29 protein-coding genes are annotated in these 24,524 nt (G+C 70.9%); 16 read left to right on the top strand and 13 right to left on the bottom strand.

What is annotated here, in order from left to right; all coding sequences use genetic code 11:
* Positions 1 to 68: 68 nt before the first annotated feature.
* Both sucD and sucC read right to left on the bottom strand, forming a co-directional pair.
* On the bottom strand, positions 69 to 971 hold the full coding sequence (gene sucD, locus B0B15_RS05845; RefSeq protein WP_076674039.1) for a succinate--CoA ligase subunit alpha: 903 nt from the start codon (positions 969 to 971) through the stop codon (positions 69 to 71).
* Between the two features lie 17 nt (positions 972 to 988).
* On the bottom strand, positions 989 to 2,152 hold the full coding sequence (gene sucC / locus B0B15_RS05840; protein ID WP_076674037.1) for an ADP-forming succinate--CoA ligase subunit beta: 1,164 nt from the start codon (positions 2,150 to 2,152) through the stop codon (positions 989 to 991).
* A 178-nt stretch (positions 2,153 to 2,330) separates the two neighbouring features.
* On the opposite strand from sucC, the gene B0B15_RS05835 reads away from it, so the two are divergent.
* The 3 genes from B0B15_RS05835 to B0B15_RS05825 all read left to right on the top strand — a co-directional run bounded on the left by B0B15_RS05835 (position 2,331) and on the right by B0B15_RS05825 (position 4,478).
* Entirely contained in the window at positions 2,331 to 3,221 is an 891-nt protein-coding gene (locus tag B0B15_RS05835; protein ID WP_076674035.1) for an aminoglycoside phosphotransferase family protein, read from the top strand.
* An 88-nt stretch (positions 3,222 to 3,309) separates the two neighbouring features.
* On the top strand, positions 3,310 to 4,005 hold the full coding sequence (locus B0B15_RS05830; protein WP_076674033.1) for a helix-turn-helix transcriptional regulator: 696 nt from the start codon (positions 3,310 to 3,312) through the stop codon (positions 4,003 to 4,005).
* 95 nt (positions 4,006 to 4,100) lie between these two features.
* Positions 4,101 to 4,478, top strand: a complete 378-nt coding sequence (locus B0B15_RS05825; protein ID WP_076674031.1) for a VOC family protein — start codon at positions 4,101 to 4,103, stop codon at positions 4,476 to 4,478.
* A 39-nt stretch (positions 4,479 to 4,517) separates the two neighbouring features.
* On the opposite strand, the gene B0B15_RS05820 is transcribed toward B0B15_RS05825, so the two are convergent.
* The 3 genes from B0B15_RS05820 to B0B15_RS05810 form a co-directional block, all read right to left on the bottom strand.
* Positions 4,518 to 5,120: a response regulator transcription factor gene (locus tag B0B15_RS05820; protein ID WP_076674029.1), complete on the bottom strand. Its 603-nt coding sequence runs from the start codon at positions 5,118 to 5,120 to the stop codon at positions 4,518 to 4,520.
* Positions 5,117 to 6,277: a sensor histidine kinase gene (locus tag B0B15_RS05815; protein ID WP_256334193.1), complete on the bottom strand. Its 1,161-nt coding sequence runs from the start codon at positions 6,275 to 6,277 to the stop codon at positions 5,117 to 5,119. Before B0B15_RS05815 ends, B0B15_RS05820 begins: the two co-directional genes overlap by 4 nt.
* A 66-nt stretch (positions 6,278 to 6,343) precedes the next feature.
* The gene (locus B0B15_RS05810; protein WP_076674025.1) at positions 6,344 to 6,559 is read right to left on the bottom strand and encodes a hypothetical protein; all 216 of its coding nucleotides are present in this window, start codon (positions 6,557 to 6,559) and stop codon (positions 6,344 to 6,346) included.
* A gap of 134 nt (positions 6,560 to 6,693) precedes the next feature.
* Here B0B15_RS05810 and B0B15_RS05805 point away from each other — a divergent pair, with 134 nt between their 5' ends.
* The 7 genes from B0B15_RS05805 (at position 6,694) to B0B15_RS05775 (ending at position 13,413) form a co-directional block, all read left to right on the top strand.
* Complete coding sequence (locus B0B15_RS05805) at positions 6,694 to 7,767, top strand: phosphodiester glycosidase family protein (RefSeq protein WP_083708881.1); 1,074 nt, start codon at positions 6,694 to 6,696, stop codon at positions 7,765 to 7,767.
* Positions 7,768 to 7,770: 3 nt separating this feature from the next.
* Positions 7,771 to 8,907 (top strand): bifunctional glycosyltransferase family 2/GtrA family protein, encoded by a 1,137-nt coding sequence (locus B0B15_RS05800; protein WP_076674023.1) that lies wholly within the window; start codon positions 7,771 to 7,773, stop codon positions 8,905 to 8,907.
* Positions 8,904 to 9,557 carry a DUF4956 domain-containing protein gene (locus B0B15_RS05795; protein ID WP_076674021.1) on the top strand — a complete coding sequence of 218 codons (654 nt, stop codon included), beginning with the start codon at positions 8,904 to 8,906 and terminating at the stop codon, positions 9,555 to 9,557. Before B0B15_RS05800 ends, B0B15_RS05795 begins: the two co-directional genes overlap by 4 nt.
* On the top strand, positions 9,554 to 10,378 hold the full coding sequence (locus tag B0B15_RS05790; RefSeq protein ID WP_076674019.1) for a polyphosphate polymerase domain-containing protein: 825 nt from the start codon (positions 9,554 to 9,556) through the stop codon (positions 10,376 to 10,378). The genes B0B15_RS05795 and B0B15_RS05790 overlap by 4 nt, the downstream gene beginning before the upstream one ends.
* Positions 10,363 to 11,928 carry a carbohydrate-binding domain-containing protein gene (locus B0B15_RS05785; RefSeq protein WP_076674017.1) on the top strand — a complete coding sequence of 522 codons (1,566 nt, stop codon included), beginning with the start codon at positions 10,363 to 10,365 and terminating at the stop codon, positions 11,926 to 11,928. Before B0B15_RS05790 ends, B0B15_RS05785 begins: the two co-directional genes overlap by 16 nt.
* A 178-nt stretch (positions 11,929 to 12,106) precedes the next feature.
* Positions 12,107 to 12,754: a hypothetical protein gene (locus B0B15_RS05780; protein ID WP_076675218.1), complete on the top strand. Its 648-nt coding sequence runs from the start codon at positions 12,107 to 12,109 to the stop codon at positions 12,752 to 12,754.
* On the top strand, positions 12,751 to 13,413 hold the full coding sequence (locus tag B0B15_RS05775; RefSeq protein WP_256334191.1) for a hypothetical protein: 663 nt from the start codon (positions 12,751 to 12,753) through the stop codon (positions 13,411 to 13,413). The genes B0B15_RS05780 and B0B15_RS05775 overlap by 4 nt, the downstream gene beginning before the upstream one ends.
* A gap of 101 nt (positions 13,414 to 13,514) precedes the next feature.
* Here B0B15_RS05775 and B0B15_RS05770 read toward each other — a convergent pair whose 3' ends face one another.
* Positions 13,515 to 13,880: a hypothetical protein gene (locus B0B15_RS05770; protein ID WP_076674015.1), complete on the bottom strand. Its 366-nt coding sequence runs from the start codon at positions 13,878 to 13,880 to the stop codon at positions 13,515 to 13,517.
* Between the two features lie 225 nt (positions 13,881 to 14,105).
* On the opposite strand from B0B15_RS05770, the gene B0B15_RS05765 reads away from it, so the two are divergent.
* The 4 genes from B0B15_RS05765 (at position 14,106) to B0B15_RS05750 (ending at position 17,077) form a co-directional block, all read left to right on the top strand.
* A complete protein-coding gene (locus B0B15_RS05765; RefSeq protein ID WP_076674013.1) occupies positions 14,106 to 14,606 on the top strand; it encodes a small multidrug efflux protein in 501 nt (166 codons plus the stop codon).
* Between the two features lie 195 nt (positions 14,607 to 14,801).
* A complete protein-coding gene (locus B0B15_RS05760; RefSeq protein ID WP_076674011.1) occupies positions 14,802 to 15,365 on the top strand; it encodes a hypothetical protein in 564 nt (187 codons plus the stop codon).
* Positions 15,366 to 15,498: 133 nt separating this feature from the next.
* A complete protein-coding gene (locus tag B0B15_RS05755; RefSeq protein WP_076674009.1) occupies positions 15,499 to 16,230 on the top strand; it encodes a histidine phosphatase family protein in 732 nt (243 codons plus the stop codon).
* Entirely contained in the window at positions 16,223 to 17,077 is an 855-nt protein-coding gene (locus tag B0B15_RS05750; RefSeq protein ID WP_076674007.1) for an ADP-dependent NAD(P)H-hydrate dehydratase, read from the top strand. Before B0B15_RS05755 ends, B0B15_RS05750 begins: the two co-directional genes overlap by 8 nt.
* Before the next feature lie 40 nt (positions 17,078 to 17,117).
* Here B0B15_RS05750 and B0B15_RS05745 read toward each other — a convergent pair whose 3' ends face one another.
* From B0B15_RS05745 to B0B15_RS05715, 7 genes are all read right to left on the bottom strand, one after another.
* Complete coding sequence (locus B0B15_RS05745) at positions 17,118 to 18,017, bottom strand: ATP-grasp fold amidoligase family protein (RefSeq protein ID WP_076674005.1); 900 nt, start codon at positions 18,015 to 18,017, stop codon at positions 17,118 to 17,120.
* 106 nt (positions 18,018 to 18,123) lie between these two features.
* Positions 18,124 to 18,492, bottom strand: coding sequence for a hypothetical protein (locus B0B15_RS05740; protein ID WP_076674002.1), 369 nt, complete (start codon positions 18,490 to 18,492; stop codon positions 18,124 to 18,126).
* A gap of 109 nt (positions 18,493 to 18,601) precedes the next feature.
* Complete coding sequence (locus tag B0B15_RS05735; protein ID WP_256334190.1) at positions 18,602 to 19,366, bottom strand: alpha/beta fold hydrolase; 765 nt, start codon at positions 19,364 to 19,366, stop codon at positions 18,602 to 18,604.
* A 97-nt stretch (positions 19,367 to 19,463) separates the two neighbouring features.
* Entirely contained in the window at positions 19,464 to 19,760 is a 297-nt protein-coding gene (locus B0B15_RS16765; protein ID WP_076674000.1) for a hypothetical protein, read from the bottom strand.
* A gap of 143 nt (positions 19,761 to 19,903) precedes the next feature.
* Positions 19,904 to 20,362 carry an HPP family protein gene (locus B0B15_RS05725; RefSeq protein WP_083708880.1) on the bottom strand — a complete coding sequence of 153 codons (459 nt, stop codon included), beginning with the start codon at positions 20,360 to 20,362 and terminating at the stop codon, positions 19,904 to 19,906.
* A 62-nt stretch (positions 20,363 to 20,424) separates the two neighbouring features.
* A complete protein-coding gene (locus B0B15_RS05720; RefSeq protein WP_076673996.1) occupies positions 20,425 to 20,883 on the bottom strand; it encodes a hypothetical protein in 459 nt (152 codons plus the stop codon).
* On the bottom strand, positions 20,880 to 23,357 hold the full coding sequence (locus B0B15_RS05715) for a molybdopterin oxidoreductase family protein (RefSeq protein ID WP_076675213.1): 2,478 nt from the start codon (positions 23,355 to 23,357) through the stop codon (positions 20,880 to 20,882). The genes B0B15_RS05720 and B0B15_RS05715 overlap by 4 nt, the downstream gene beginning before the upstream one ends.
* Positions 23,358 to 23,526: 169 nt before the next feature.
* Between B0B15_RS05715 and B0B15_RS05710 the strand changes: the two genes are divergently transcribed.
* Together B0B15_RS05710 and B0B15_RS05705 are read left to right on the top strand one after the other, a co-directional pair.
* Positions 23,527 to 23,736 carry a DUF1653 domain-containing protein gene (locus B0B15_RS05710; RefSeq protein WP_076673994.1) on the top strand — a complete coding sequence of 70 codons (210 nt, stop codon included), beginning with the start codon at positions 23,527 to 23,529 and terminating at the stop codon, positions 23,734 to 23,736.
* Positions 23,737 to 23,771: 35 nt separating this feature from the next.
* A complete protein-coding gene (locus tag B0B15_RS05705) occupies positions 23,772 to 24,374 on the top strand; it encodes a hypothetical protein (RefSeq protein WP_076673993.1) in 603 nt (200 codons plus the stop codon).
* The last annotated feature ends 150 nt before the right edge of the window (positions 24,375 to 24,524 follow it).

Below are 24,524 nucleotides of genomic sequence, written 5' to 3'. Positions count from 1 at the left end.
CCCAGCCCGGCCCGGGCAACGCGAAAGGGCCCGGATGCCATGGCATCCGGGCCCTCAGAAACGAAACGTCAGAGCGCTTCGATGATCTCGCGCATCAGCGACGCGGTCTCGGACGGCGTCTTGCCGACCTTGACGCCGGCGGCCTCGAGGGCCTCCTTCTTCGCCTGGGCGGTACCGGCGGAGCCGGAGACGATGGCGCCGGCGTGGCCCATGGTCTTGCCCTCGGGGGCGGTGAAGCCGGCGACGTAGCCGACGACCGGCTTCGTGACGTTCTCGGCGATGAACGCGGCGGCGCGCTCTTCGGCGTCTCCACCGATCTCGCCGATCATCACGATGGCCTTGGTCTCGGGGTCGGCCTCGAAGGCCGCGAGGGCGTCGATGTGCGTGGTGCCGATGACCGGGTCGCCGCCGATGCCGATGGCGGTCGAGAAGCCGAGGTCGCGCAGCTCGAACATCATCTGGTAGGTCAGGGTGCCCGACTTCGACACGAGGCCGATGGGTCCCTTGCCGGTGATGTTCGCGGGGGTGATGCCCACGAGCGCCTCGCCGGGGGTGATGATGCCAGGGCAGTTCGGGCCGATGATGCGGGTCTTCTCGCCCTTCGACTTCGCGTACGCCCACGCCTCCGCTGTGTCGCCGACGGGCACGCCCTCGGTGATCACGACGAGGAGGGGGATCTCGGCGTCGATGGCCTCGACCATCGCGTCCTTCGTGAAGGCCGGGGGCACGAACGCGATCGACACGTCGGCGCCGGTCTCGCGGATGGCCTCTTCGACCGAGGCGAAGACGGGGAGCTCGACGTCGTTGCCGTCGGCATCCTTGTGCGAGACGGTGGTGCCGGCCTTGCGGGCGTTCACGCCACCGACGACCTGGGTGCCGGCCTTGAGCATGAGGGCGGTGTGCTTGGTGCCCTCACCACCGGTGATGCCCTGGACGATGACCTTGGAGTCCTTGTTGAGGTAGATCGACATGTTTCTGTCCCTATCCCTTACGCGTTGGCCAGTTCGGCGGCCTTGTCGGCGCCCTCGTCCATACCGGCGGCGAGGGTGACGAGCGGGTGGTTGGCGGCGGCGAGGATCTCGCGACCCTCTTCGACCTGGTTGCCGTCGAGGCGGACGACGAGCGGCTTGGTCGCGGTGTCACCGAGGATCTCGAGGGCCTTCACGATGCCCTCGGCCACGGCGACGCACGAGGTGATGCCGCCGAAGACGTTGACGAAGACGCTCTTGACCTGCTCGTCGCCGAGGATGACGTCGAGACCGGCGGCCATGACGGTCGCCGAGGCGCCGCCACCGATGTCGAGGAAGTTGGCGGGCTTGACGCCGCCGTGCTTCTCACCGGCGTAGGCGACGACGTCGAGGGTGGACATGACCAGACCCGCGCCGTTGCCGATGATGCCGACCTGGCCGTCGAGCTTGACGTAGTTGAGGTCGTGCTGCTTGGCCTTGGCCTCGAGGGGGTCGGCGGCATCCTTGTCTTCGAGCTCTTCGTGCTCGGGGTGGCGGAAGCCGGCGTTCTCGTCGAGCGAGACCTTGCCGTCGAGGGCGATGATGTCGCCGTCCTCGCTCTGGATGAGGGGGTTCACCTCGACGAGGGTGGCGTCCTCGCCCTTGTAGACGTTGAAGAGCTTGACGAAGACGTCGGCCACCTTGGGGGCCAGCTCGTCGTCGAACTTCGCGGCCTTGGCGATCTCGAGGGCCTTCTCGGGGGTGATGCCCTCGAGCGGGTCGACCTCGACGCGGGCGAGGGCCTCGGGACGCTCGACGGCGAGCTCCTCGATCTCCATGCCGCCCTCGACGCTGGAGAGCGAGAGGTAGGAGCGGTTGGCGCGATCGAGCAGCACCGAGAAGTAGAACTCCTTGGCGATGCGAGCACCGGCGGCGACCATCACGCGCTTGACGACGTGACCCTTGATGTCGAGGCCGAGGATGGCCTGGGCCGCCTCGAACGCCTCGTCGGGGTTCTTCGCGACCTTCACACCGCCGGCCTTGCCGCGGCCTCCGGTCTTGACCTGGGCCTTGACGACGACGACACCGCCGAGCTTCTCAGCAGCCGCCTTCGCCTCCTCAGGGGTGTCGGCGATGATGCCGGCGAGCACCGGCACCTCGTACTTTTCGAACAGATCACGTGCCTGGTACTCGTAGAGATCCACGGACAATCCTTCGCTGGGCGATCGGTGGTGGGAGGAGGCGAAACTCTCTCGATATCAAGAGATCTGCGCCAATCGTCCACCCTACCCGACGGGGGTGAAAGGCCTCGACGCCTGCCCCGTCGAATGGAGGGATGCCGGATGCCGTGCCCGACGGAACGGTCTGTGAGAGGTTCGACGCATGCATCCGCCACGTCGTCCGTTCCCCGCCCGGGACGCCATCGACGCAGCCCTCGTCGGGGCGCTCCTGCGCGAGCAGATGCCCGCCTGGGCGGAGCTTCCCGTCGTCGCGATCGCTTTTCCGGGCAACGACCACCGCACCTTCCGCGTCGGGGACGGCCTGATCGCGCGTCTTCCCGCGGACCTCGACTACGTGCCGCAGGTGACGAAAGAGCAGGCGATCCTGCCCCGTTTGGCCCCGTCTCTGCCGTTGCCCATTCCGACCGTCGCCGGTGTCGGTCGAGCCTCGGCGCTGTTCCCTGCGCCGTGGTCGGTCTACGAGTGGATCGACGGGGAACGGCCGGATGCCGAGCGCGTCCGCGACGACGTGATCCTCGCGGAGGACCTCGGCTCCTTCCTCTTCGCGCTGCAGCGCATCGACACCGCAGGGGGACCCACCCCAGGGCAGCACAGCGCGTTCCGCGGGGATCCCGTCTCGCAGTGGGATGAACAGGTGAGTCGTCGTCTCGCGTTGCTCGATCCGTCCGCGAGGGACCGGGCGGTCGGCCTATGGCGGGACGCCCTGGCCGCCGAGTTCTGCGGGCCTCCGGTGTGGGTGCACGGCGACGTCGCCATCGCGAACCTCCTCGTCGACGATCAGCTCGTCCTCTCCGCCGTGATCGACTTCGGGTGCGCCGCGGTCGGCGACCCCGCGTGCGACACCGTCATCCACTGGACGCAGTTCCGCGGCGCCGCGCGACGAGCGTTTCGCCGTGTGCTCGACGTCGACGATGCGACGTGGGCGCGCGGAGCGGGGTGGACGCTGTGGAAAGGTCTGATCATGCTGACGAACAACACCCCCGGCGAGAGGGCATTCGCGGCACGGGTGCTGGAGGAGGTGCTCGCCCCCTGAGCGGAGACGGCCCGCGGTCGAGAAGGAGCGCGGCCCAGGCGGTCATCTCGACGCGAGCGACACCTCCGGATCGGCGGATGATGGGTCAGTGAACCGAACCGATCGTCTCTACGGCTTGGTGGAGGAGCTCCGGGCGGTCTCGCCGCGGCCGCGGAGCGCTCGGCGTCTCGCGGAACGGTTCGAGGTGTCGGTGCGGACCATCGAGAGGGACCTCGCGGCGCTCCAGCGGGCGGGGCTGCCGATCTGGGCGGAGCCGGGCCGGACCGGGGGGTACGTCATCGATGCGTCCGCGACGCTGGGCCCGGCCGGCTTCACCCTCGATGAGGCCCTCGCGGTGCTCATCGGGCTCGGTGCGCTGGGACGCAGTCCGTTCCGTCATTCCGCCCGCACCGCCGCTCGGAAGGTGCTCGCCATCATGCCGGACGACGAGGCGGCACGAGCCCGTGCGCTCGCGTCGCGGGTACATGTCCTCGAGGGCGAGGACGACGCCGACGTCACCGCGGCGTTCGCCGCTGCCCTCCGCTCGGACCGGGTGGTGCGCCTCCGCTATCGGGATGCGAGCGGCGCCGAGTCGACACGCGACGTCGAACCTCTGGGGTCGGTCGCCAAGGACGGGCACTGGTACCTCATCGCGTGGTGCCGGCGGCGCGACGGGGTCCGGGCGTTCCGGGGCGACCGGATGCTGTCGCTCGACCTGACGGATGAGCGGCCGCCGCGCCGCGCTCTCCGTGCTGCCGACCTCGAGATCTCGTACGGGCGTCTGCGATCCGTCATCGACGATTGATCCGCGACGCGAATTCCGCAAACACCGACAGGACGGTGTCGCCACGGTCGGCGAGGGTGGTGCTGTCATCCCATCGACTCCCCCGAAGGATTCCCATGTCATTCGCCTCCATCCGTATCGTCACCGACGACGTCGACGGTCTCGTCGCCTTCTACGAACGGGTCATCGGTCGGCCGGCCGAACGCCCCTCCCCCGTCTTCGCGCAATTCAGCGGCTCCGGCGCGAATCTCGCGATCGCGAGCGCGGAAACGGTCGCGATGCTCGGCGGCGCCCTCACCCCCGCGGCGAACCGTTCCGTCATCGTCGAGTTCGAGGTCGCCGATGTCGGCGCCGCGTTCGCCGCCCTCGCGCCGACCGGCGACGATGTCGTCCTCGAACCGACCACGATGCCGTGGGGCAATCGGTCCGCGCTGGTCCGCGACCCCGACGGCAACGTCGTCAATCTGTTCAGCAGGCCCGCTCCCGCCGCGTGAGTCGCGGCCCCTTGTGGACGCCGACCCTCGCGGCATCCTTCAGACCCACCCCCGCTCGCGCGCGTGGATCGTCGCCTGCTGACGGCTCGCGAGCCCGAGCTTGCCGAGCACCGACGAGACGTGATTGCGCACCGTCCCGGGTGACAGGTGCAGCACGGCCGCGATCTCGGCGACGGTCTCGCCACGGGCACCGGCGCGCAGCACGTCGAGCTCCCGATCGGTGAGGGGGCTGCGCTCGTCGCTGAGCGCGTCGGCCGCGATCTCGGGGTCGACGTAGCGGCGGCCCGCCGCCACCTCGCGGATGACCGCGGCCACGTCATCCGCCGGTCGCGACTTCGGGAGGAAGCCGTCGACACCGGCCCCCAGCGCGCGGCGCAGGACGCCGGGTCGCGCGTGCCGCGTGACGATGACGCACCGCGAGGGCACGCGGCGGCGGATGCGTGCGGCCGTGTCGACGCCGTCGAGCCCGGGCATCTCGAGGTCGAGCAGGCAGACGTCGGGGCGCAGGCGTTCGGCCTCGGCGAGCGCGGTCTCCCCGTCCCGGCACTCGGCGACGACGTCGAGGTCGTCCTCCAGGCGCAGGAGGGCGGCGAGCGCGGTACGGATCATGTCCTCGTCGTCGGCGATGAGCACGCGGATCATGCGGAGACCTCCTCGGGCACCCGGACGGTGAGACGGAAACGGTCGTCGAGGCGGGTGGCATCCATCGATCCGCCGATGGCTCCCACGCGCTCGGCGATCCCGGACAGGCCGGCCCCGTCGCCCACCGTCGAGGTCGACGCGCGAGCGTCGTTCTCGACGACGAGCACCCATGCCCCCTCGTGACGGGCGAGGGAGAGGGATGCCGAGACCCCGCCGCCGTGCTTGAGCACGTTGGTGGTGGACTCGCGCACGACGGGACCGAGCACGTCGGCGGGGGCGCGGTCGGCGGCGGTGTCGACGAGCAGCTCGACGGTCAGACCGGCGGCGCGCAGCAGGTCGGCGGCGTTGGCGAGCTCGTCGGGCAGCGGCACCCCGCGGAAGCGCGCGGCGAGGTCGCGCGTGCCCCGGCGGGCGTCGTCGACGCTGGCGCGGGCCGCGCGCACCTGCTCGACGGCGGCGTCGGGGTCGCGCGGCATCATCTTCTCGGCGAGCTCGAGCTGCAGCGCGATGACCTGCAGGTGGTGGCCCTGCAGGTCGTGCAGGTCGCCCGCGAGGCGCAGGCGTTCCTGCGCGGCGGCGAGTCGCCCCTCGGCGCGACGGGCGCGGTCGAGCTCGCGCACGATGTCCCACCACCACAGCGACGTCGCCGTGAGCACCGGGAGCAGGGCGACGAAGAACGGCAGCGTGAACACCGCGATGTAGCCTTGCGGGTTGACACGGGTGGCCTCGATGAACCACACCACGACGATCACCACGATCGACAGCACCGCGAGCCGCAGGCGCACCCCACCGTGCCATCGGACCAGGCACAGCGTCTGCGCGACGAGGCCGACGCCGAGCAGCACCGACCCGGCCGATACGGCCATCGCGACCGCCGCCGCGACCCCGAGCGCGAGGAGCGGCCAGACGGGCCGGCGCACGGTGTCGTCGGTGTCGTCGAGCGGCTCGCGGCGGTAGCGCACGAGAAGCAGCACTGCGGAGGCCGTCGACCCGGCGACCCCGGCCAGGTTCAGCGCGAGGGCTGCCGGGGTGCCGCCGACGAACACCGCGAACGTCCAGATGAGCGCCGCGAAGACGTGCAGGAACAGGATCGACGACGCGGTGTACCACCACGTGACGCGCACGTCTCGGGTGTAGGCGGCGGTGGGGGTGCTCACCCCGGCCACTGTACGGCCGTGACATTCGTCACGGGTGCGGGCGGCCCCCATCGGCCGGTGGCGCGGTCAGCGCGTCGACCGCGGCCCGCCGCTCCGGCGGTTGATCGCGTAGACGATCGGGGTGAGCACGGCCAGGATGGCGAGCGCCCCGAACAGGATGAACGAGGTGTCGTGCTGCATGATCAGCTCGGCGATGATGTAGCCGATGGCGGCGGCAAGGGCGCTGTAGAACGCCTTCAGCCACTGACGCGCGGTGGACGGGGTGGCGAGGTGGTCGGTCACGGCGGACTCCTTCGGTAGGTGCTGCGAACCTATCGGGCTTCCGAAGGATTACTCACAGACCTTGCATAACTGTTCTTGGCGGCGGATAGGGGCAGCCCCAGGCGCGGTGAGGGCGCCGCGCCTTTCCTTGAGCCATGCACCCCGCAGACCGCTCCCCCGACACCGACCCGATCGGCACGGCGACCGACACCGGCGCGACCGACGCCGGCGCGACCGGCACCGGCGCGACCGACGCCGGCGCGACCACCGCCCCGCCCGCCCGCCGGGTGGCCCGGCGCACGTTCCTCACCGCCGGACTCGCCGCCGTCCTCGGCGCGGGCGGCGCGGCGTGGTGGGCAGCCGATCGCTTCCTCATCCCCCACGTCGAGGTGACCGACGTCGCGGCCTATGAGGCCGAGCACTCGAGCGTCTCGACGAGTACCGGAACGACCGCCGGCGATACGTCCGCGACCGCCCCGGTCGTCACCGACTCCACCTTCGACGACGGTTCCACGTCGGTGACGCTCGCGACCATGACGACGGGCACGGGTTCGAACACGGTCACGTACTACGTCGCCGACGTCATCCTGAGCGATGCCACCGCCCTGCGCTCGGCCTTCGCGAACAACCAGTTCGGCGAGAACATCACGCAGACCACGAGCGAGATCGCCGCGGCCAACGGTGCGGTGTTCGCGATCAACGGCGACTACTACGGCTTCCGCTCCACCGGCATCGAGATCCGCAACGGCGTGGCCTACCGCGACGAGGGGGCGCGCGAGGGTCTCGCGTTCTACGCCGACGGCCGCGTCGAGGTGTACGACGAGACGCAGACCTCGGCCGCCGAGCTCGTGGCATCCGGGGTCTGGAACACACTGAGCTTCGGCCCCGCGATCGTCGAGGGCGGTCAGGTCGTCGACGGCATCGACAGCGTCGAGGTCGACACGAACGTCGGCAACCACTCCATCCAGGGCGACCAGCCCCGCACCGCGGTCGGCGTCATCGACGATGACCATCTCGTCTTCGTCGTCGTCGACGGCCGCCAGGAGGGCTACAGCGAGGGCGTGACGCTACCGGAGCTGGCCGACATCATGCTCTCGCTCGGCGCGACCACCGCCTACAACCTCGACGGCGGCGGCTCCTCGACGATGTACTTCAACGGTCGGGTCGTGAACTCGCCCTCGAACGGCGGCGAGCGCGGCACCAGCGACATCCTCTACGTGGCGGGCTGAGCGGTGTTCGTGCTCATCCCGGCGTTCGAACCCGGACCGCGTCTGCCCGATCTGGTCGCCGCGCTGCGACGCGCCGACCCCGACCTCGAGGTCGTCGTGGTGGACGACGGCAGCGGCCCCGTCTTCGCCCCGATCTTCGAAGCGAGCGGCGACGCGGGCGCTCGCGTGCTGACCCACACCGCGAACCGCGGCAAGGGAGCGGCCCTGAAGACCGGTCTCGCGCACATCCGCAACCGGGACCCGGATGCCGACGTCGTCACCGCCGACGCCGACGGTCAGCACACGCCGACCGACGTGTGCCGGATCGCCGATGCCCTTCGCACGGATGCGGCCACCGGGCGCAGCGCGCTCGTGCTCGGAGTGCGCGCCTTCGACGGCGCGGTCCCGCTGCGCAGTCGCCTCGGCAACGCGGTCTCTCGCGGTCTGTTCCGTCTCGCCACCGGCCGTCGGCTGAGCGATACGCAGACGGGTCTGCGCGGCATCCCGTCCGACCGCATCGCCTGGGCGCTGCGCATCCCGGGAGAGGGTTTCGAGTACGAGCAGCGGATGCTGCTGCGCCTCGCCCCCGATCTCGTCGCGACGCACGAAGTACCCATCGACACCGTCTATCTCGACGACAACGCGTCGAGCCATTTCCGTCCCGTGCGCGACTCGCTGCGCGTGCTGCTGCCGGTGCTGCTGTTCGCGGCGTCGTCGCTGGTCGCGTTCGCGGTCGACACCGTGGCGCTGCTGGTACTGCAGGCGCTGACCGGGTGGCTCGTGCCCTCGATCATCGCGGCGCGCGTGCTGTCGGCGACCGCGAACTTCGTGGTGAACCGCCGCGTCGTGTTCCGCGCGCGGGGCGGGCCGATACGCGGGCAGGCGGTGCGGTACGGCGTGCTGGCCCTGGCGCTGCTCGCCTCGAACATCGCCTGGATGTCGTTCCTCACCGACAACGGCCTGGCGTTGCTCCCCGCAAAGGTCGTCACGGAGGGCGTGCTGTTCATCCTCAGCTACGGCGTGCAGCGATCGCTCGTCTTCCCCCGGCCGGATATGGATGCGGATGCCGTGGACCGCGGCGACCCGCCGATCTCGCGGCCCGACGGCGCCGGGCACCCGGCATCCGTCTCCCCCCTCACCCCCACAAGGAGTTCCTCATGACCGCCACCGCCCTGATCCTCGCCGCGGCCGACCTCGTCGCCGCCGTCCTGCTGAGCGCCGTGTATTTCCAGCGCCATCGGCGTCGCGACCTCGTCGTCGCCTTCCTCGGCGTCAACGTCGGCGTGCTGGCCGTCGCCTCGGTGCTCGGCACCGCCGAGGTGGCGCTGGGCCTCGGGCTCGGCCTGTTCGGCGTGCTGTCGATCATCCGTCTGCGCTCGAGCGAGATCACCCAGCGCGAGGTGGCGTACTACTTCGCCGCCCTCGCGATCGGGCTCATCTGCGGCCTGCCGCACACCGACCTCTCGACGCCCCTGCTGCTGGTCGGTCTGATCGTGGCCGTCCTCGCCGTCGCCGATCACCCGCGCCTGCTCGCCCGCGCCCGCCACCAGACCGTGCACCTCGACCGGGCGATCGCCGACGAGGCCGAGCTGCGCGTCGAGCTCGAGCGCCTCCTCGGCGGCGAGGTCACCGCGCTCACCGTGCAGCAGCTCGACCTCGTCGACGACACCACCCTTGTCGACGTCCGCTACCGGGTGCGCCCGGGCTCGACGCCTCGCGCGGTCGACACGGGTCTCGCATCCCGCCTCGAGACGACCCCGAGCGCACACGGCGACTCGAGCTTCGCCGACCTGATCGGGGGCACGCGATGACCGCCCGCGACCGCGCCGGTGCGGCCATCGCCGCCCTCCCGGCGATCGGGCTCGACGCCCTCACCACGGACGCCGCCCTCCTCACCCGCGTCGACCGCAAATACGTCGTCCCGCTCGAGGCCACGGCATCCCTCCTCGAGGCCCTCTCGCAGGATGCCGGGGCGCCGGCCGCCCTCGAGATCGGCGGCGAGCGCGAACTCGCCTACCGGTCGGTGTACTTCGACACCCCCGACCTGCTGAGCTTCCGGCTGGCCGCCCACGGCCGACGGCGCCGCTTCAAGCTGCGCACCCGCACCTACGTCGACACGGGCGCCGCCTACCTCGAGATGAAGACGCGCGGAGCGCGCGGCCTCACCCGCAAGGAGCGCGACGCCTACGACCTCGATGCCGCCGATCGGCTCACCACCGCCGCGCGCGACGAGGTCGCCGATGCCCTCGAGGCGATCGGGGTGGCACCGTCACGTGCCGACGACCTCGACGCGCGCCTGCAGACGCTGTACCGGCGCACGACGCTGCTGCTGCCCGGCGACACGCCCTCCCGCGCGACGTTCGACCTCGACCTGCGCTGGATCGACGCCGACGGGCCGGGGTTCACGCTCCCGCGCTTCGCGATCGTCGAGACCAAGTCGCCCGGCCCGGCCGGCGCCCTCGACCGCGCCCTGTGGCGCGCCGGCCACCGCCCGCAGCGCGTGAGCAAGTACGCCACGGGCCTCGCCGCGCTGCGCTCCGACCTTCCCCGCAACCGCTGGACCCGCGTGCTCTCGGGTCCCTTCGCTTCCGCCCGCACCTCCCGAAAGGACCGCCCATGCGCCGCCGTCTGATCCCCCTCGCCCTCCCCCTGGCCCTCGCGGGCCTCGTGCTCGCCGGGTGCGCCGTCACCGCGCAACCCGGCCCGACGACCTCGACCACCACGGACTCCCGCGTCGAGTCGAGCGCCGAGACCATCGCCGACGTCGATTCCACGATCCCCGCCGCGGCCGCCGAGCTGCTTGCTGCGAACGCGGACGGCACCGTGGTGCGCGACGACGAGTGGAGCATCGACGATGCCGAGACGGTCACCCTCGCCGGATCCACCGCGTCGAGCGATTCCGCGGGCGTCACCGTCGACGGCTCGATCGTCACCATCACCGCCGCGGGCGTCTACCGCCTGACGGGCGCGCTCGACGGGCAGGTGGTCGTGGCCGCGCCCGACGACGCGCAGGTCGTGCTCGTGCTCGACGGCGCCGAGATCGAGAACGTCACCGGTTCGGCGATCCAGGTGGTCACGGCCGACGACGTCGCGATCGACCTCGCCGCGGGCTCCTCGAACACGGTCACCGCCGCGAGCTCCGCCGACGCCGACGCGAGCGCCGCGATCTACGCCGACGCCGACCTGACGATCTCCGGGTCGGGCTCTCTCGTCGTCACCGACACCGGCAACGACGGCATCTCGGCCACCGACGATCTCGCGATCATCGGCGGCACGATCACAGTGGATGCCGCCGACGACGCGCTCCGCGGAAAGGACTCCCTCATGGTCGAGGACGGAACGCTCACCCTCACGGCCGGGGGTGACGCCCTCAAGAGCGACCAGGAGGAGGACGCCACCCAGGGCTACGTCTGGATCGCCGGCGGCATCATCGACGCCACCGCGGCCGACGACGGCATCGACGCGTGGACCGACGCCCTGATCACGGGCGGCACCCTGTCCCTGGCGACCGAGGATGACGGCATCCATTCCGAGACGGCGCTGGCGATCTCCGGCGGCGAGGTGACGATCAGCCGGTCGTACGAGGGCATCGAGTCGGCCGACATCCGCATCGCCGGCGGGGTCACGCGCGTGACCTCGTCCGACGACGGCGTGAACGCGTCGGGCACCGCGACCTCCGGCGTCGGCATGGGCGGCGGCATGCAGGACTCGGGCGAGACCGTCTCGATCTCGGACGGCACCCTGGTCATCGACGCCGACGGCGACGGCCTCGACTCCAACGGCTCGATCGAGATGACCGGCGGCGACGTCACCGTCTTCGGCCCCACCGCCCAGAACAACGGCGCGCTCGATTCGAACGGCGGCATCACCGTGACCGGCGGCACCCTCGTGGCGATCGGCAGCACCGGCATGGCCGAGTCCCCCGAGGAGTCGTCGGCCCAGGGGTGGCTCGCCGCGACCGCCTCGGGTTCCGCGGGTTCGACGGTGCAGATCCAGGATGCCGACGGCACCGTCATCGCCGAATACACCGCGACGAAGGCCTTCGGATCGGTCGTGTTCTCGTCGTCGGCCATCACCGACGGCCAGTCCTACACAGTGACCGTCGACGGCACGTCGACCTCGGTCACCGCCGGCGAGGCCGCCACGGGTGGGATGGGAGGCGGCATGGGCACACGACGCTGAGACGTCACGGTCGAGGGCCGCGACCCGGGGTTTCCTCCCCGCGGGTCGCGGCCCTCGCTCGTCTCCCGCCGATCCGCTGCGCGCCTCTCGCGTCAGCCACCCACCCCTGACCGATGTCATGCCGGGTCGTGACACCGCGACACTGCCGCTCCGGGCCGTCGGCGAGTGCGATGGGAGCATGTCCTCCCCCACGTCTGCGCGCACGTCGTTCTGGCGTCGCCCGTTCGCCCTGATCCGCGCGCACCGCCGCGCCTACGCCACCATCACCGCCGCGACCTACGGGCTGCTCGTCGCCGGCTTCGTCGCCGGTCTGCTGTTCCCGGCGCTTCCCGCCGCCCGCGCGGCAGCGCTCGAAACCGATGGGACCAGCGACCTCGTGACCGCGGTCGCCTCCTCGGCGCCGCTGTTCGCCCTCGTCATCCTCGCCGTGAACGTGCTGCGGCTGAGCCTGCTCACCATCGTCGTCCCCTCGCTCGTCGTGCCGTTCGCGGGGCTGGCGTTCTTCGGCTTCTGGGTCGCCCAGACCGGGATCACGCTCGTGCAGAGCACGCCCGTGGGCTGGGTGGCGATGATCCCGCACACCCTCACCGTGCTCATCGAGCTGCAGGCGTACGCCCTCCTCGCTCTCGGCGCCTTCCTCCTCGGCCGCGCGTGGCTCCGCCCCGCTCACGTGGGCGCGCCGACCCGCCGCGCCGGCTACCTCCACGGGTTGCGCGAGCTCGGCATCCTGTCGCTTCCGGCACTCGCCCTGCTCGTGATCGGAGCCGTGTGGGAGGCGTACTCGCTGCGGTACCTGGTCTTCCCGCTGAGCGAGATCCTGCTGTGACCGTCTCGCGCCGCCGTTCCTTGCGCGCACGCCTCGTCGAGCGACGCGCGCGGGCCGGAGACGGCCGGCCCCTCGCGCCGTTCCGGTGGTGGCAGGTGCTGAGCCGCTCGCAGCTGTCGATCTCGATCCCGGATGCCGACGGCTCCACGCCCGTCTACACGGTGGACGTACGTCAGCTCGGCGACGGCGCCGACGGCGTCGTCCGCGCGCGCCTGTACCGCGACGGCGCCCTGTCCGCTGTCTCGCGTCTGCCGGCGCGGTTCGCCGTGCCCGGCGGCCACATCGAGGTCGCCGCCGGCACCTACGGCCTGCGCCGCTGCCATCTCGTCCCGGCCGTCGGCCCGAAGCGCCAGCTCACCCCGCATCCCCGCTCCGCGGAGGGGCGCCGGGCGTCGTTCGACCGCGATCATCCCCGCGCGAGCCGTGTGGTCGGCATCCTGTCGCTCGTGCTCGTGGTCGGAGGGGTGGGCATCGCCGTCCCGCAGCTGCTCGAGACCCTCTCGCAGCTTCCGGTGATCGTCGAGAACGTCGGCACGTTCACCGCGCCGCTGCGTCTTCCCCCCGCGGTGAACGTGGGCGTCACCGTCGTGGTCGCGCTGGGCAGCGTCGAACGCGCGCTGCGCCTGCGCTCGTCGTGGCTCGACGATCTGGCCACCTGAACCCGAGCGCCGGCGCTCGTCTCCACGCCCACGGCATGGCCCGGCCGTCGAGGTGCCGGCCTCACGCGCGGCCGACGGACGGGCTCACAGGAACGTGCGATTCAGCTCGCCGTGCCCGAGTCGCCGGTCGAACCGTCGGTGCTGCCGTCGGTGCCCTCGTCGGTGCTGCCGCCCGGGCCGCCCTCGCCCATCTCGGGAGGCGTGCCGTCGCCGAAGTCGGGGCGCTCGCCGCCCATCTGCGGAGGGGTGCCCGTGCCGAAGCCGGGCATGTTCCCCGAGGTCGCGGCGCTCGCGGCGGCGGCGTTGCCGATCGCGAAGCCGGCGCCGCCGCCGACGACGAGGCCGACGACGAGCGCGCCGGCACCGATGCCGGCGACGAGACGTCGCGTGAAAGGGGGCCGACGCTTCGTCGGCGCCTGTGCGGCGTCGGCGGGCGGCGTGGTCGGAACGGGGTCGATGGTGCTCATGCCGCCGAGTGTGGACGGCGCACCCTCACGGCGCCCTGCGCATCGCTATCGGTTCGCTATGGCTGCGCATCGGGCAGGTCGCGCGGCGCATGACATTCGTCACGGACGCCTCCGCGCATCCTCCCGAGCTGTCGTGACACCGCGACACTGCCGCGGCGAGACCGTCGCGAGTGGGATGGGATCACCGCGGAACACCCCGCGGACCCGTCCCCCCAGGAGTCCCCGATGTCCCATCCCGTCACCGACCTCGTCCTCGGCTTCCAAGGCCTCGTCGCCGATGTGCCCGACCTCGTGCAGCCGCTCATCGTCGCGCTGGCGGGTGCCGTGCCGTTCATCGAGGGAGAGGGGGCCGCCGCGATCGGGATCATCGGCGGCATCCATCCCGTCATCGCCGCCCTGGCCGGCGCGATCGGCAACCTGCTGTGCGTCGCGGTCGTCGTGCTCGCGACCTCGCGCGTGCGCACCGCCGTCACGACCCGTCGCGGTGCCCCCGAGAAAGCTCCGACAGCGCGTCGGGAGAAGTTCGAGAAGGCGTACCACCGCTACGGAACGCCCGGGGTCAGCCTGCTCGGCCCCCTGCTGCTGCCCACGCAGTTCACCGCTGCGGCACTCACCTCGACCGGGGTTCCGCCGCTGCGTGTGCTCGGGTGGCAGGCGCTCGCGATCGCGCTGTGGACGACGGTCATCACGGCGATCGCGCTCGGCCTCATCCGTATCGCCGCCTGAGTCGCCGATCGCTGCGGACGGATGCCGGGCCCCGCTCCCCCGCCGCGACCGCCGCGCGAGGTCATCCTCCAGACGTATCCGGCCGCGACTCGCGGCCGATGGCAGGCGGTCGCGGCGGAATGAAGCTGATGGAGGGCCGGGAACGAGCCCGGTCGACGTCGCCCGCCGGGCCACGCATCAGCTCCAGGAGGAACCATGAACACCCGACGCATCATCGCCGCGATGTCGGCTCTCACGCTCGCGACCGGTCTCGCGGTCGTCACGACCGCCGCGTCCGCCGCACCCAGCGCCGAGCCGACACTCCCCGCGATGGACGCCCCGTTGCTCTCGCAGAGCGCGGGCCCCTACACGGGTAAGTGGAAGGTCGCCGGCGGGTCGCTCGAGGAGTCCTTCGAGCTCGACGGCGCCACGATCGCGAACGGCACCACCGCCCTGCGCGGCGATCTCGCCGCCGACCAGGTCGTGTCGTTCGGCTATGTCGCTGGTTTCGGTGACCCGGCGACCGGCGCCGAGTACGCCCAGCTCAGCGGCCAGGCCGGCTCGGACATCACGGGAGTGAGCGTCGTGAGCGCCTCGGGCGTGCGCACTGCGGCGAGCCTCGTCGACGGCGTATGGGGCGCCGTCTGGCCGGCCGGTGACAGCACCGACGAGTTCGGCGCCGCGCGCATCGAAGTCAGCACCCCCGCGGGCACCACGACCGTGTCGACCGACGACGTCGACGTCATCGCGGCCGACCAGCGCGCCGCCGACCAGGGCTGAGGCCGGAGGTCCCGATCGCCCGCGCGGCGGTCGGGACCGCGCGGTGCGGCGGCTGCAGCACCTCTGCAGTCACCGCGCCCCACCGCTGTCAACGCCCGCGCGCCGATCGCCCTGTTCGACCTACCGTGCCGCCATGGCAGTGAATCGACTCTGGCTCGTCCGACACGGGGAAAGCGAAGGAAACGTCGCCGCATCGAAGGCGGAGCGCGAGGGCTCACCGGTCATCGCGCTCGACGCCCGCGACGCCGACGTCGAGCTCTCGCCCATCGGCCGTGAACAGGCCGAAGCGCTCGGTACCTGGCTGCGCGGCGTCGGATCGACCGTCGATGAATACTGGGTCTCGCCCTACCGCCGTGCCCGGCAGACCCTGGCGATCGCCCTCGCCGACGAGCGGGCGGCATCCCGCGCCCTCGTCGATGAGCGCCTGCGCGACCGCGAGCTCGGCATCCTCGACCTGCTCACCTGGAAGGGCGTCGAAGAGCTGCACCCGGAAGAGGCCGCGCGTCGACGCCACCTCGGCAAGTTCTTCCACCGCCCGCCGGGCGGGGAGTCGTGGGCCGACGTCGCCCTGCGGCTGCGCTCGTTCCTCGGCGAGGCCCTCGACCGGCCGGGATCGACGGCGGTCGTCGTGGCCCACGACGCCGTCATCATGCTGATGTTGTACGTGCTGCTCCCCCTCGACGAGGCGAAGCTGCTCGCCTTCGCCTCCACCCACACCGTGCGCAACGCGTCGGTGACCGAACTCGTGCGCGGCGACGACGGGTGGGAACTCGTCACCTTCTCGGTGGTCGACCACCTCGAGAGCCAGGGCGCCGATGTCACCGTGCACTCCGGAGAAGACGAGGCGGGAGAACACGATGCCTGACAAGACCGCGCCCGAGAAGACCACGCCCGAGCCCGTCACCTTGGCGTTCCTGCGCGAGTGGGGCGTGCCCGACCCGGGCGGATCGAAGAAGTCGCGCGGGCAGCTCGTCGTGGTCGGCGGGTCGCGCCGCTCCCCCGGCGGCGTGCTGCTGTCGGCCGAGGCGGCCCTGCGCGTGGGCGCGGGTCGCGTCGGCATCGCGGCGCCCGCCGAGATCGCCGCCACCCTGGGACCTGCGATGCCCGAGGCCGGCGTCTACGAGCTCCCCACCGGTTCCGATCCCGTCGACGAGTCGCTGGGCTCGGCGATCGAGGCGGCGGATGCCGTGCTCCTCGGCCCCGGTTTCGACGACCCGGATGCCACCCGCGCGGCGCTGCACGCCGTCGCCGCGGCCGGGGTTATGCGGCTCGTGCTCGATGCGTTCGCGCTCGGCATCCTGCCCTCGTTCGATCGGGGCGTGCTGCCGTCCGACCTGCTGATCAACGCGAACGAAGAAGAGGCCGAACTCCTGCTCGAGCGCGCCCTCGACCGCGATCGAGCTGCCGACGTCTGCGAGATCGCCGAACGCTACCACGCCGTCGTGCACTGCTTCGGCACGGTCGCTCACCCCGACGGGCGCTGCTGGCAGGCCGAACCCGGCGGGTCGGGCCTCGGCACGGCGGGCAGCGGCGACGTCCTGTCGGGCGCCATCGTCGGCTTCGCCGCGCAGGGGATGGGTGCCGAGCGCGCGGCCGTCTGGGGCGGATGGACGCACGCACGCGCCGGTGACAGGCTGACCGATCGCGTGGGCATCGGCTTCCTCGCCCGCGACCTGCTCCCCGAGTTGACCGCCGTCGTGCACGAGAGCTGATCACCGCATCACTCCGGCGACGTGCAGGCGTGTCTGCCCGTCAGGTGTAGCGGCGGGGAACGGTCCAGGGGCGACCGAACTCGGTGTCGTAGGCCTCGGGGTCGAAAGGGCTGTCTCCCCCGGCGGGGAAGCTGGTCAGTTCGCCGAAGACGATCCGGCCCTCGACGTCGTACAAGTCGACGCGCACGAAGTCGGTGGCCTCTCCCAGCTTCTCGGCGAGGCGGATCATCTCGTCCCAGTGCGCCGGGCGCTCTCGCTCCGGATCAGCCCAGGGCGGGCCACCGCTCAGGGGAATCCGTTCCCCGTCGGGGCGATAGAAGTCCTGGGTTCGGCGGCCGAAGCGGCCGCTGTCGACCTGGATGAAATGGCACCGACCGTGGAAGACGAAGAATTTGACGTCGTCCGGGATGCCGCCGTCGGAGCCGGCGAGGAACTCTTCCACGATGATCCGCCGCGGAACACGCCCGTACACCCATTCCCTGTTCGGGCCCTGGCCGTACAGCTTCGTGAGCCATCCTTCCGCGATGGCGGCGATCTCCCCCGGGGTGACGACCCCAGGTCGCACATGCCGGTAGACCCATCCCCAGCGCGCCGCGGGGAGACGGGCGTCTGACGACGCCGTGGGAGAGACGACGATCGCGGCACCGCTGCCGTGGGTGGGTTTCACCACGTACGCCCCCGGCCAGTCGACTCGAAGCAGCTCACGGGCGTCGTCGACGATGGCGTAGGCGCGAGGAAGATACTGTTCGCCGATGACCTCGGCGACGTAATCGCGCACAGCCGCCTTGTCGGCGAAGGTGACGACGATCCCGCGATGATCGCGCAACATCTTGTAGCGCACTTTCTCGCGGAACGTCACGGGCCGACGCGTCCTCCACAGCCGTACTGCCCGCACGAGCCGACTGCGTTCGCGCCACTTCACACCGTCTACGTTCGCCATCTTCGATATCTCCGCGGGTCGTCCAGGGGCGATGACGGACCTTCCCGCCGGCGCGGGCGGACAGGACCGCACCCGCTCGCCTCGCCCTCGCCGACGGTCGGTGCCGTCAGTGTCGACCGCTCTCGCGGTCCCACTCGAGCGATCGGTACTGAAGGTAGGTGCAGAGGTTGGCGGCGACAACGATCTCAGCCCCGAGCGCGCCCATCTCATGCGGCGGAGCCGTCAGATCGTTCGGTCGAGCGGTAAGGGTCATCTCCCACGACGGGTCGTCGAAGCCGCGCGGCTCCATGTAGATGCTGGCGTTGGCCTTGCGCAGCCGCATGATGACGAGGCCGGTGTCGTTCGTGCGTTCACCGTCCTGCTGAGCGACGACGACGTCGGCCCCATTGCTGTTGCCCGCCGCGAGGAAATCATCGACCCATTCCTGGAGAACGGCGGCGTCACGGCGAGGCGGGAAGGGTATTTCCTCAGTCACACTTCATCCTCGCATCGAAACCAGTACGACGGAATTTCCGGGGCAGAAAGCCGCGACCCGCGAATCATCTCGAGGCGAAAGCCACGGGGTGGCGTCCGGGGCGGACCGTTCACCGCAGAGGGGTGCTCACCTTCGCCGCGACGAAGGCCCGAATCCGCTCCGCCGATGCCGCGGGCGCGGTGAACTGCGCCAGGTGACGGTGGCCCGGGACCACCGCCACCACGCCATCGGCCGCCCGCGCGGCCAGCCGCTTCGCCCAAGCTTGTCGCGCGATCGGGTCCGTTCCTCCCCGCAGGACGAGAAGGGGCACCGTCAGCGTCGCGACGCGGTCTTCGATGGGGTAGCTCAACATGTGCCGGGTCTGGCGAACGTACCAGGCGGGTCCGCAGCGCGCATAGTCGGTGAAGACGATGCCGTTCACGCGCGGCGGTTCGAGCGCGGAGTCCCGGAACAGCAACGCCGCCTGCGTCAGAGGACCGCGCCGTTCGCTGTCGGTCACGGGCCCGAACGTGACGACACCGGCGACGAGATCGGGCCGCCGTACCCCCAGCTCGACCGCCCACTGCGCCCCCATCGAGTGTCCGACGACTACCGCGTCCTGCACGTCCAGCCGATCCAGCACGAGGCCGAGGGCCTCCGACACCTCCCGGATGCCGGGATTTCCGCGCGGCTTGGGGAGCCCGGCGTAGCCGGGCAGGTCGATCGAGTGCACCTCGGCATCCGCCGCTAACTCCGCGTGCAGCCGCGCGAGGTAGCGGTGCGACATGCCGATGCCGTGGAGGAGGACGTAGGTCGGCGCGTTCGCGCGAGGGGTGGAGAGTGCTCGGAAGGCGAGGTCGTCCACCGCGTGAAGCAGGGGGGCGGGGTGGGTCACGCCGGTCAGCGTATGGCCGATGGATGCGACCTTGTGCGAGGGTTGCGTCGCAGCCCCGCTCTCCCTTTCGGGCGTCCCGGCCGGGCGGTTACCGTGTTCAGGCGAGATGGCGCTCGCGCGCGACGCGGATCGACCGGCGCCACCACGGCTCCTCGCCCGCGGGCGCGCAGTGGTCGTCGTGCGCCGCGATGTGGCCGTCCCACAGCGCCTCGGAAACCGCCCGCAGGTCGGCACCCACCGCGACCACCCGCGCATCCTCATCGAAAGCGCTCCAGACGCCGTCTGGATCCTGACTGACATATCCGAACAGTCGATGCGCGCACGCGCCCATCACGAAATCGTCCTCGACGCGCTTCCACGTCGGACGCAGGTGTGCATTGGTCAGCGAGAACATCGGCCGCTCCTTCGCGTGCCAGGGTCTGAGGTGTCCAGAATCCTGTCACTCAGGAAACGCACAGGTAAGCGAAGCTGCGCATTCCGGTCCATTCATTTCTTTCTGCGGCCGGGTCTGCGCGGCGCGGGTCAGGGAGGTGCCCGTCACCCGTCCGTTCGCCGCCCCAGCAGCACCCTGTTCAGCCCCCACCCCGCCACCGTGACAAGGACGATCGCGCCGGCCATGGCGAGCAGTTGCGACGGTTGGGTCAGGATGCCGAGACTCACGATCAGCGTCGTGGCGCCCGCCGGCGGGTGCGGGGTTTTGAGCAGCGTGAGAATCGCCGTGGTGATCGCGACAGAAAGGGCCCCTGCAGCGAGGGAGGTCGGCGTGAGACCCCCGGAGGGCGCCGGCGGCTGCCCGTTCAACCCGAGGACGTAGAAGCACACGGCGCCGACGACGAGCCCCACGGCGTGACCCACCAACGCGTTCCGCGGTCGTGACGACGGAGACTCCGGTGACTCGAAGAACAGCATCACGGTCGGGCCCAGGCTGGGAAACAGCCAGGGCTGCCGGGTGGCGAGGCCGACGGCCCCGGCGAGCGCGAGGACGACCAGTGACATCGCTCCTGCGTAAAGGGCCGCACCGCTCGGCCGCTTCCGCAGCCGGGAACCGACGGGCTTGCTCACGACGCCACCAGCAACGCCTGCGGGGCGGCCTGCTTCAGACGGGTCGAGAGCCAGTCCTGCTGCGTCTTCGTCTGCGCCTCGCAGTCGTCGATGATCGCCAGCAGGTCCTCGTCGCGCAGGGCGAGTGCGGCCTGTTTCACCACCGTCCACGTCGTGTCGACGAAAGCGACGAGAGCGTGCAGGTCCTGCAGGTCGCGAAGGAGCCCGAGCGGGCCGCCGCGACTCTCGCTCATGGCCTCGGCATGGAACCGTTCCGGCTCGGCATCCGGTTCCTCGCCATAGCGCTCGACGACCGGTGCGAGCCTGCGGACGTGATCGTCGCACTGCTGCGCCAGGGTGTGCGAGAGATGGAAGACGTCGGGTTCGTCGCCGTGGCCGTCGGCGAGTTGCCGGAACGACTGCGCGAGCACGTCCTCCCCGGCGTGCAGCAGCCCGAGATATGACGCGAGGTTCATGACTCCTCCCCGGTGGCGATCTGCGGCGGCTCGACAGGGTGCAGCGATTCATGCGCCTCTCCCTCGGCTCCGCCGATGGTGGCAGGGACCAGCGACGGATCGGCGGGACGCGACGCCGTCGTCGTCGGCGCGGGTGCCGGGCCCGTGGCATCCGCGATTTTCTCGACCTGCACCGCAGCGACCTTGAAGATCGGCTGCTTCGAGACCGGGTCCCATTCGGTCATCGTCAGCTCGTTGGCGGCGGTGGGCTGCCCGTCGGGTCCGGTGCGCCCGTCCTCCCAGTATCCGTAATGGAACGGGGCGAAGACGCAGCCGTCGCGCACCTGGCCGACCCGCGCGGGAACGACGATCTCCCCGCGCGCCGACCGGACGCGCACGAGATCGCCCTCGTGGATGCCACGCTCCGCGGCATCCGTCCTCGACAGTTCGAGCCATGCCGAGGGGGCCGCCTTCTGCAGCTGGCGCGTCCGTCCGGTCTTGGTGCGGGTGTGGAACTGGTAGACCGTGCGACCGGTCGAATACTGCAGCGGGTACTCCTCGCTCGGCGTCTCGTGCGGCGGGTTGTAGGCGGCGGCCTTGAGGATCGCGCGGCCGTCGACGCGCATCGCCTCGTAGTTCGTGGCGCCGACCGTTGCGCCGGTGAGCAGGTCGTGACCGAAGGTCTCGGCACGGTCGACGTCGGTGGGGAAGACGCCGTCGCCGTACAGGCGCACGGTTCCGTCGGGGTGCTCGTCGTTGCACGGCCACGGCACGCCGCTTCCACCCCGGAGCTTGTCGTAGCTGAGGCCGGTGTAGTCGCAGAGCCGCCCGCGAGTGCACTCCTGCCACGCGCGGAATCCGTCTTCGGGCCCGATCCAGTCCAACAACGGGGCACCGTCGAGACGGCGGAAGTCCATGCGCCGGGCGTAGTCGAGGAAGATGTCGAGGTCGCTGCGCGCCTCGCCCGGCGGCTCGACGGCCTTCTCCGACAGGTGCACGGTGCGGTTGACGTTCGTGAACGTCCCTTGCTTCTCGCCCCACCCTGCGGCGGGGAGCACGACGTCGGCGAGCATCGCCGTCTCGGTGAGGTAGAGATCCTGCACGACGAGGAAAAGTTCGGGCTTCGCGAGAATGCGCCGGATCCGCTCGGACTGCGGCATCGAGACGGCCGGGTTGGTGGCCTGCACCCACAGGAACTCGATGCTGCCCTGCTCGGCGTAGCGGAAGATCTGCATCGCGTGCGTCGGCGGCGACCAGTGCGGGATCGTGTCGACGTGCACGCCCCACAGCTCGGCCAGCTGGCGCACGTGCTCCGGGTTCTCCCAGTTGCGGAACCCCGGCAGGTCGCCGTCCGCGCCGGCCTCGCGCGCGTTCTGCGCGGTCGGCTGCCCGTTCATCTGCAAAATGCCGGCCCCCGGCCGCCCGATCCTGCCGGTGAGCAGGTGCAGGTTGTTGACCTGGCACGCGGATGCCGTGGCATCCGACGCCTGATAGAACCCCTGCAGCACGGTCGACAGCACGCGCGGCGAGTCGGCGAAGATCCGGGCCGCGGCGCGGACGTCGTCGGCATCCACCCCGCACGTCTCGGCGACGGCCTCGGGCGTCCACGGCTCGACGGTGGTTCGCAGGTCGTCGAAGCCGATCGTGTGGGCGGCGATGTAGTCGTCGTCGATCCGGTCGTTCACGACCAGTTCGCGGATGAGCCCGTTCATCAACGCGAGGTTGGTGCCCGGGCGCACGGCGAGGTGCACGTCGGCGCGCCGGGCGACCTCGGTCAGCCGCGGGTCGACGCACACCACGCGCGGCGGGTTCGGCCCGGCGAGCCGGTCGAGCACCCGCGTCCATAGCACGGTCTGCGTCTCGGCCATGTTGTGACCGAAGAGGAAGATGGCGTCGCACTCGTCGATGTCGGCGTAACTGCCCGGTTGCCCGTCCGACCCGAAGCTTTCCTTCATGGATGCCGCCGCGGTCGCCGTGCAGAGCCGCGTGTTGCCGTCCATGTGGGGCGTGCCGAGGCCGGCTTTGCCGACGATGCCGAGGGCGTAGTACTCCTCGAGGAACAGCTGGCCCGAGCTGTAGAAGCCGTGGGTGAGCGGGCCCTTCTCTTCAAGAAGTCCTTTGCTGCGCGCGACGATGCGCGACATCGCCGTGTCCCAGTCGGTCTCGACGAGCTCGCCGTTCTCGCGGACCAGCGGGCGGGTGAGCCGGTCGGGGTTGTCCATCCCCTGCCAGCTGCCGAAGAGTCCCTTCGGACCCAGGCGCCCGTGGTTGACGATGTCCATCGGGCGACCGCGCACCCCCACCATCCGCCCGTCCTTCACGGCGATGTCGGTGCCGCACCCGTTGCTGCACAGCACGCACGCGGACTGCACCCACCGGTCGACGTCACCCTCCGTGAGCTCGTCGGCCAGCTTCAGGTCGACGCGCACGGGCCACCGCTCCCCCTGCGCGAACGGCGTGCGCGTGCCCCAGATGTGTTCGATGCGATCGATCATGATCACGTCCTCCCGGTCGGCGGCGACGGTAGGACCGCTTCGACGAACGACGCAGTGCCTCGACAGGGGGTGGAGGCCGTGCCAAGGTTCGCTCGTGTCGGCAGGGCCGCTCCCGCTGGCAGACTCGGATGCCGGAACCGTGCGCGCGGCGCGGGGAGAGAGGGGCGGAATGGATATCGAACCCGGCATCTACGAACATTTCAAAGGGCAGCGCTACGAGGTGTTCGGCATCACCCGGCATTCCGAGACGGAAGAAGTCTTCGTCTCGTACCGCAAGCTCTACGACGACTATTCGCACTGGGTGCGACCGGTCGAGATGTTCACCGGGTCCGTCGAGCGCGACGGGTATTCCGGTCCTCGATTCCGGCGTATCGCGTAACGCTCCGCGGCGACCTCCCGTGCGAGAGTGACGACGTGAAACTGTATTCCGACTTCGCGGCGCAGCGTGTGCGTCAGGTGACGGTCGACGTCGTCGCCCTCGTCCTCATCGCGGTGAGCGTCGCGACGGGGATCGCCGTCTTCTCCGCGGTGAATGAACTCGCGCGATTCGGCCGCGACATGCAAAGCGCGGGAGCGGATTTCCGTTCGTCGATGACCGATGTCGGCGACCGGCTGAGCGGCGTCCCCCTCATCGGGTCGGGTATCAGCGCCCCCTTCGACACCGCCGGATCCGCGGGCGACACCCTCGCGTCGGCCGGTCAAACGCAGCAGGACCTGGTGCTGCAGGCCGCGACGGTGCTCGGCATCGGCGTCGCGGGCCTGCCGATCCTGATCGTGCTGCTGGTGTGGCTCCTGCCCCGCCTGCGCTTCATCACGCGGGCCACCCGCACTCGCGCGCAGCTGCGCGCCGGTCTGGACTCCGACCTCCTGGCACTCCGGGCACTCACCCATCAGAAGGTGGCCGCCATTGCAAAGGTCCATCCCGACGCTCTCGGCGCCTGGCGGCGCGGCGACCGCGAGGTCGTGCAGCGGCTCGCCGGCATGGAGCTGAGGTCGGTCGGCATCCGGGTTCCGTGAAGGCATCCTCTGCCCGCCTCGCATCGCCCGCACGACGGGGCTCGGCTTCTCCGTGAAGAGCCCGTACACGACCTGATGAACCCGCTGCGGGTGCTGTCGACCGCCGCGGCGCTCGGCGTAGCATGCGGTAACGCCGGAGTCCTCCACGGC

The sequence above is a fragment of the Microbacterium sp. RU1D genome, assembly GCF_900156435.1.
Lineage (GTDB): Bacteria > Actinomycetota > Actinomycetes > Actinomycetales > Microbacteriaceae > Microbacterium.
Note: the sequence above shows the minus strand (reverse complement) of the source record. Positions and strands in the feature narration are given on the sequence as shown.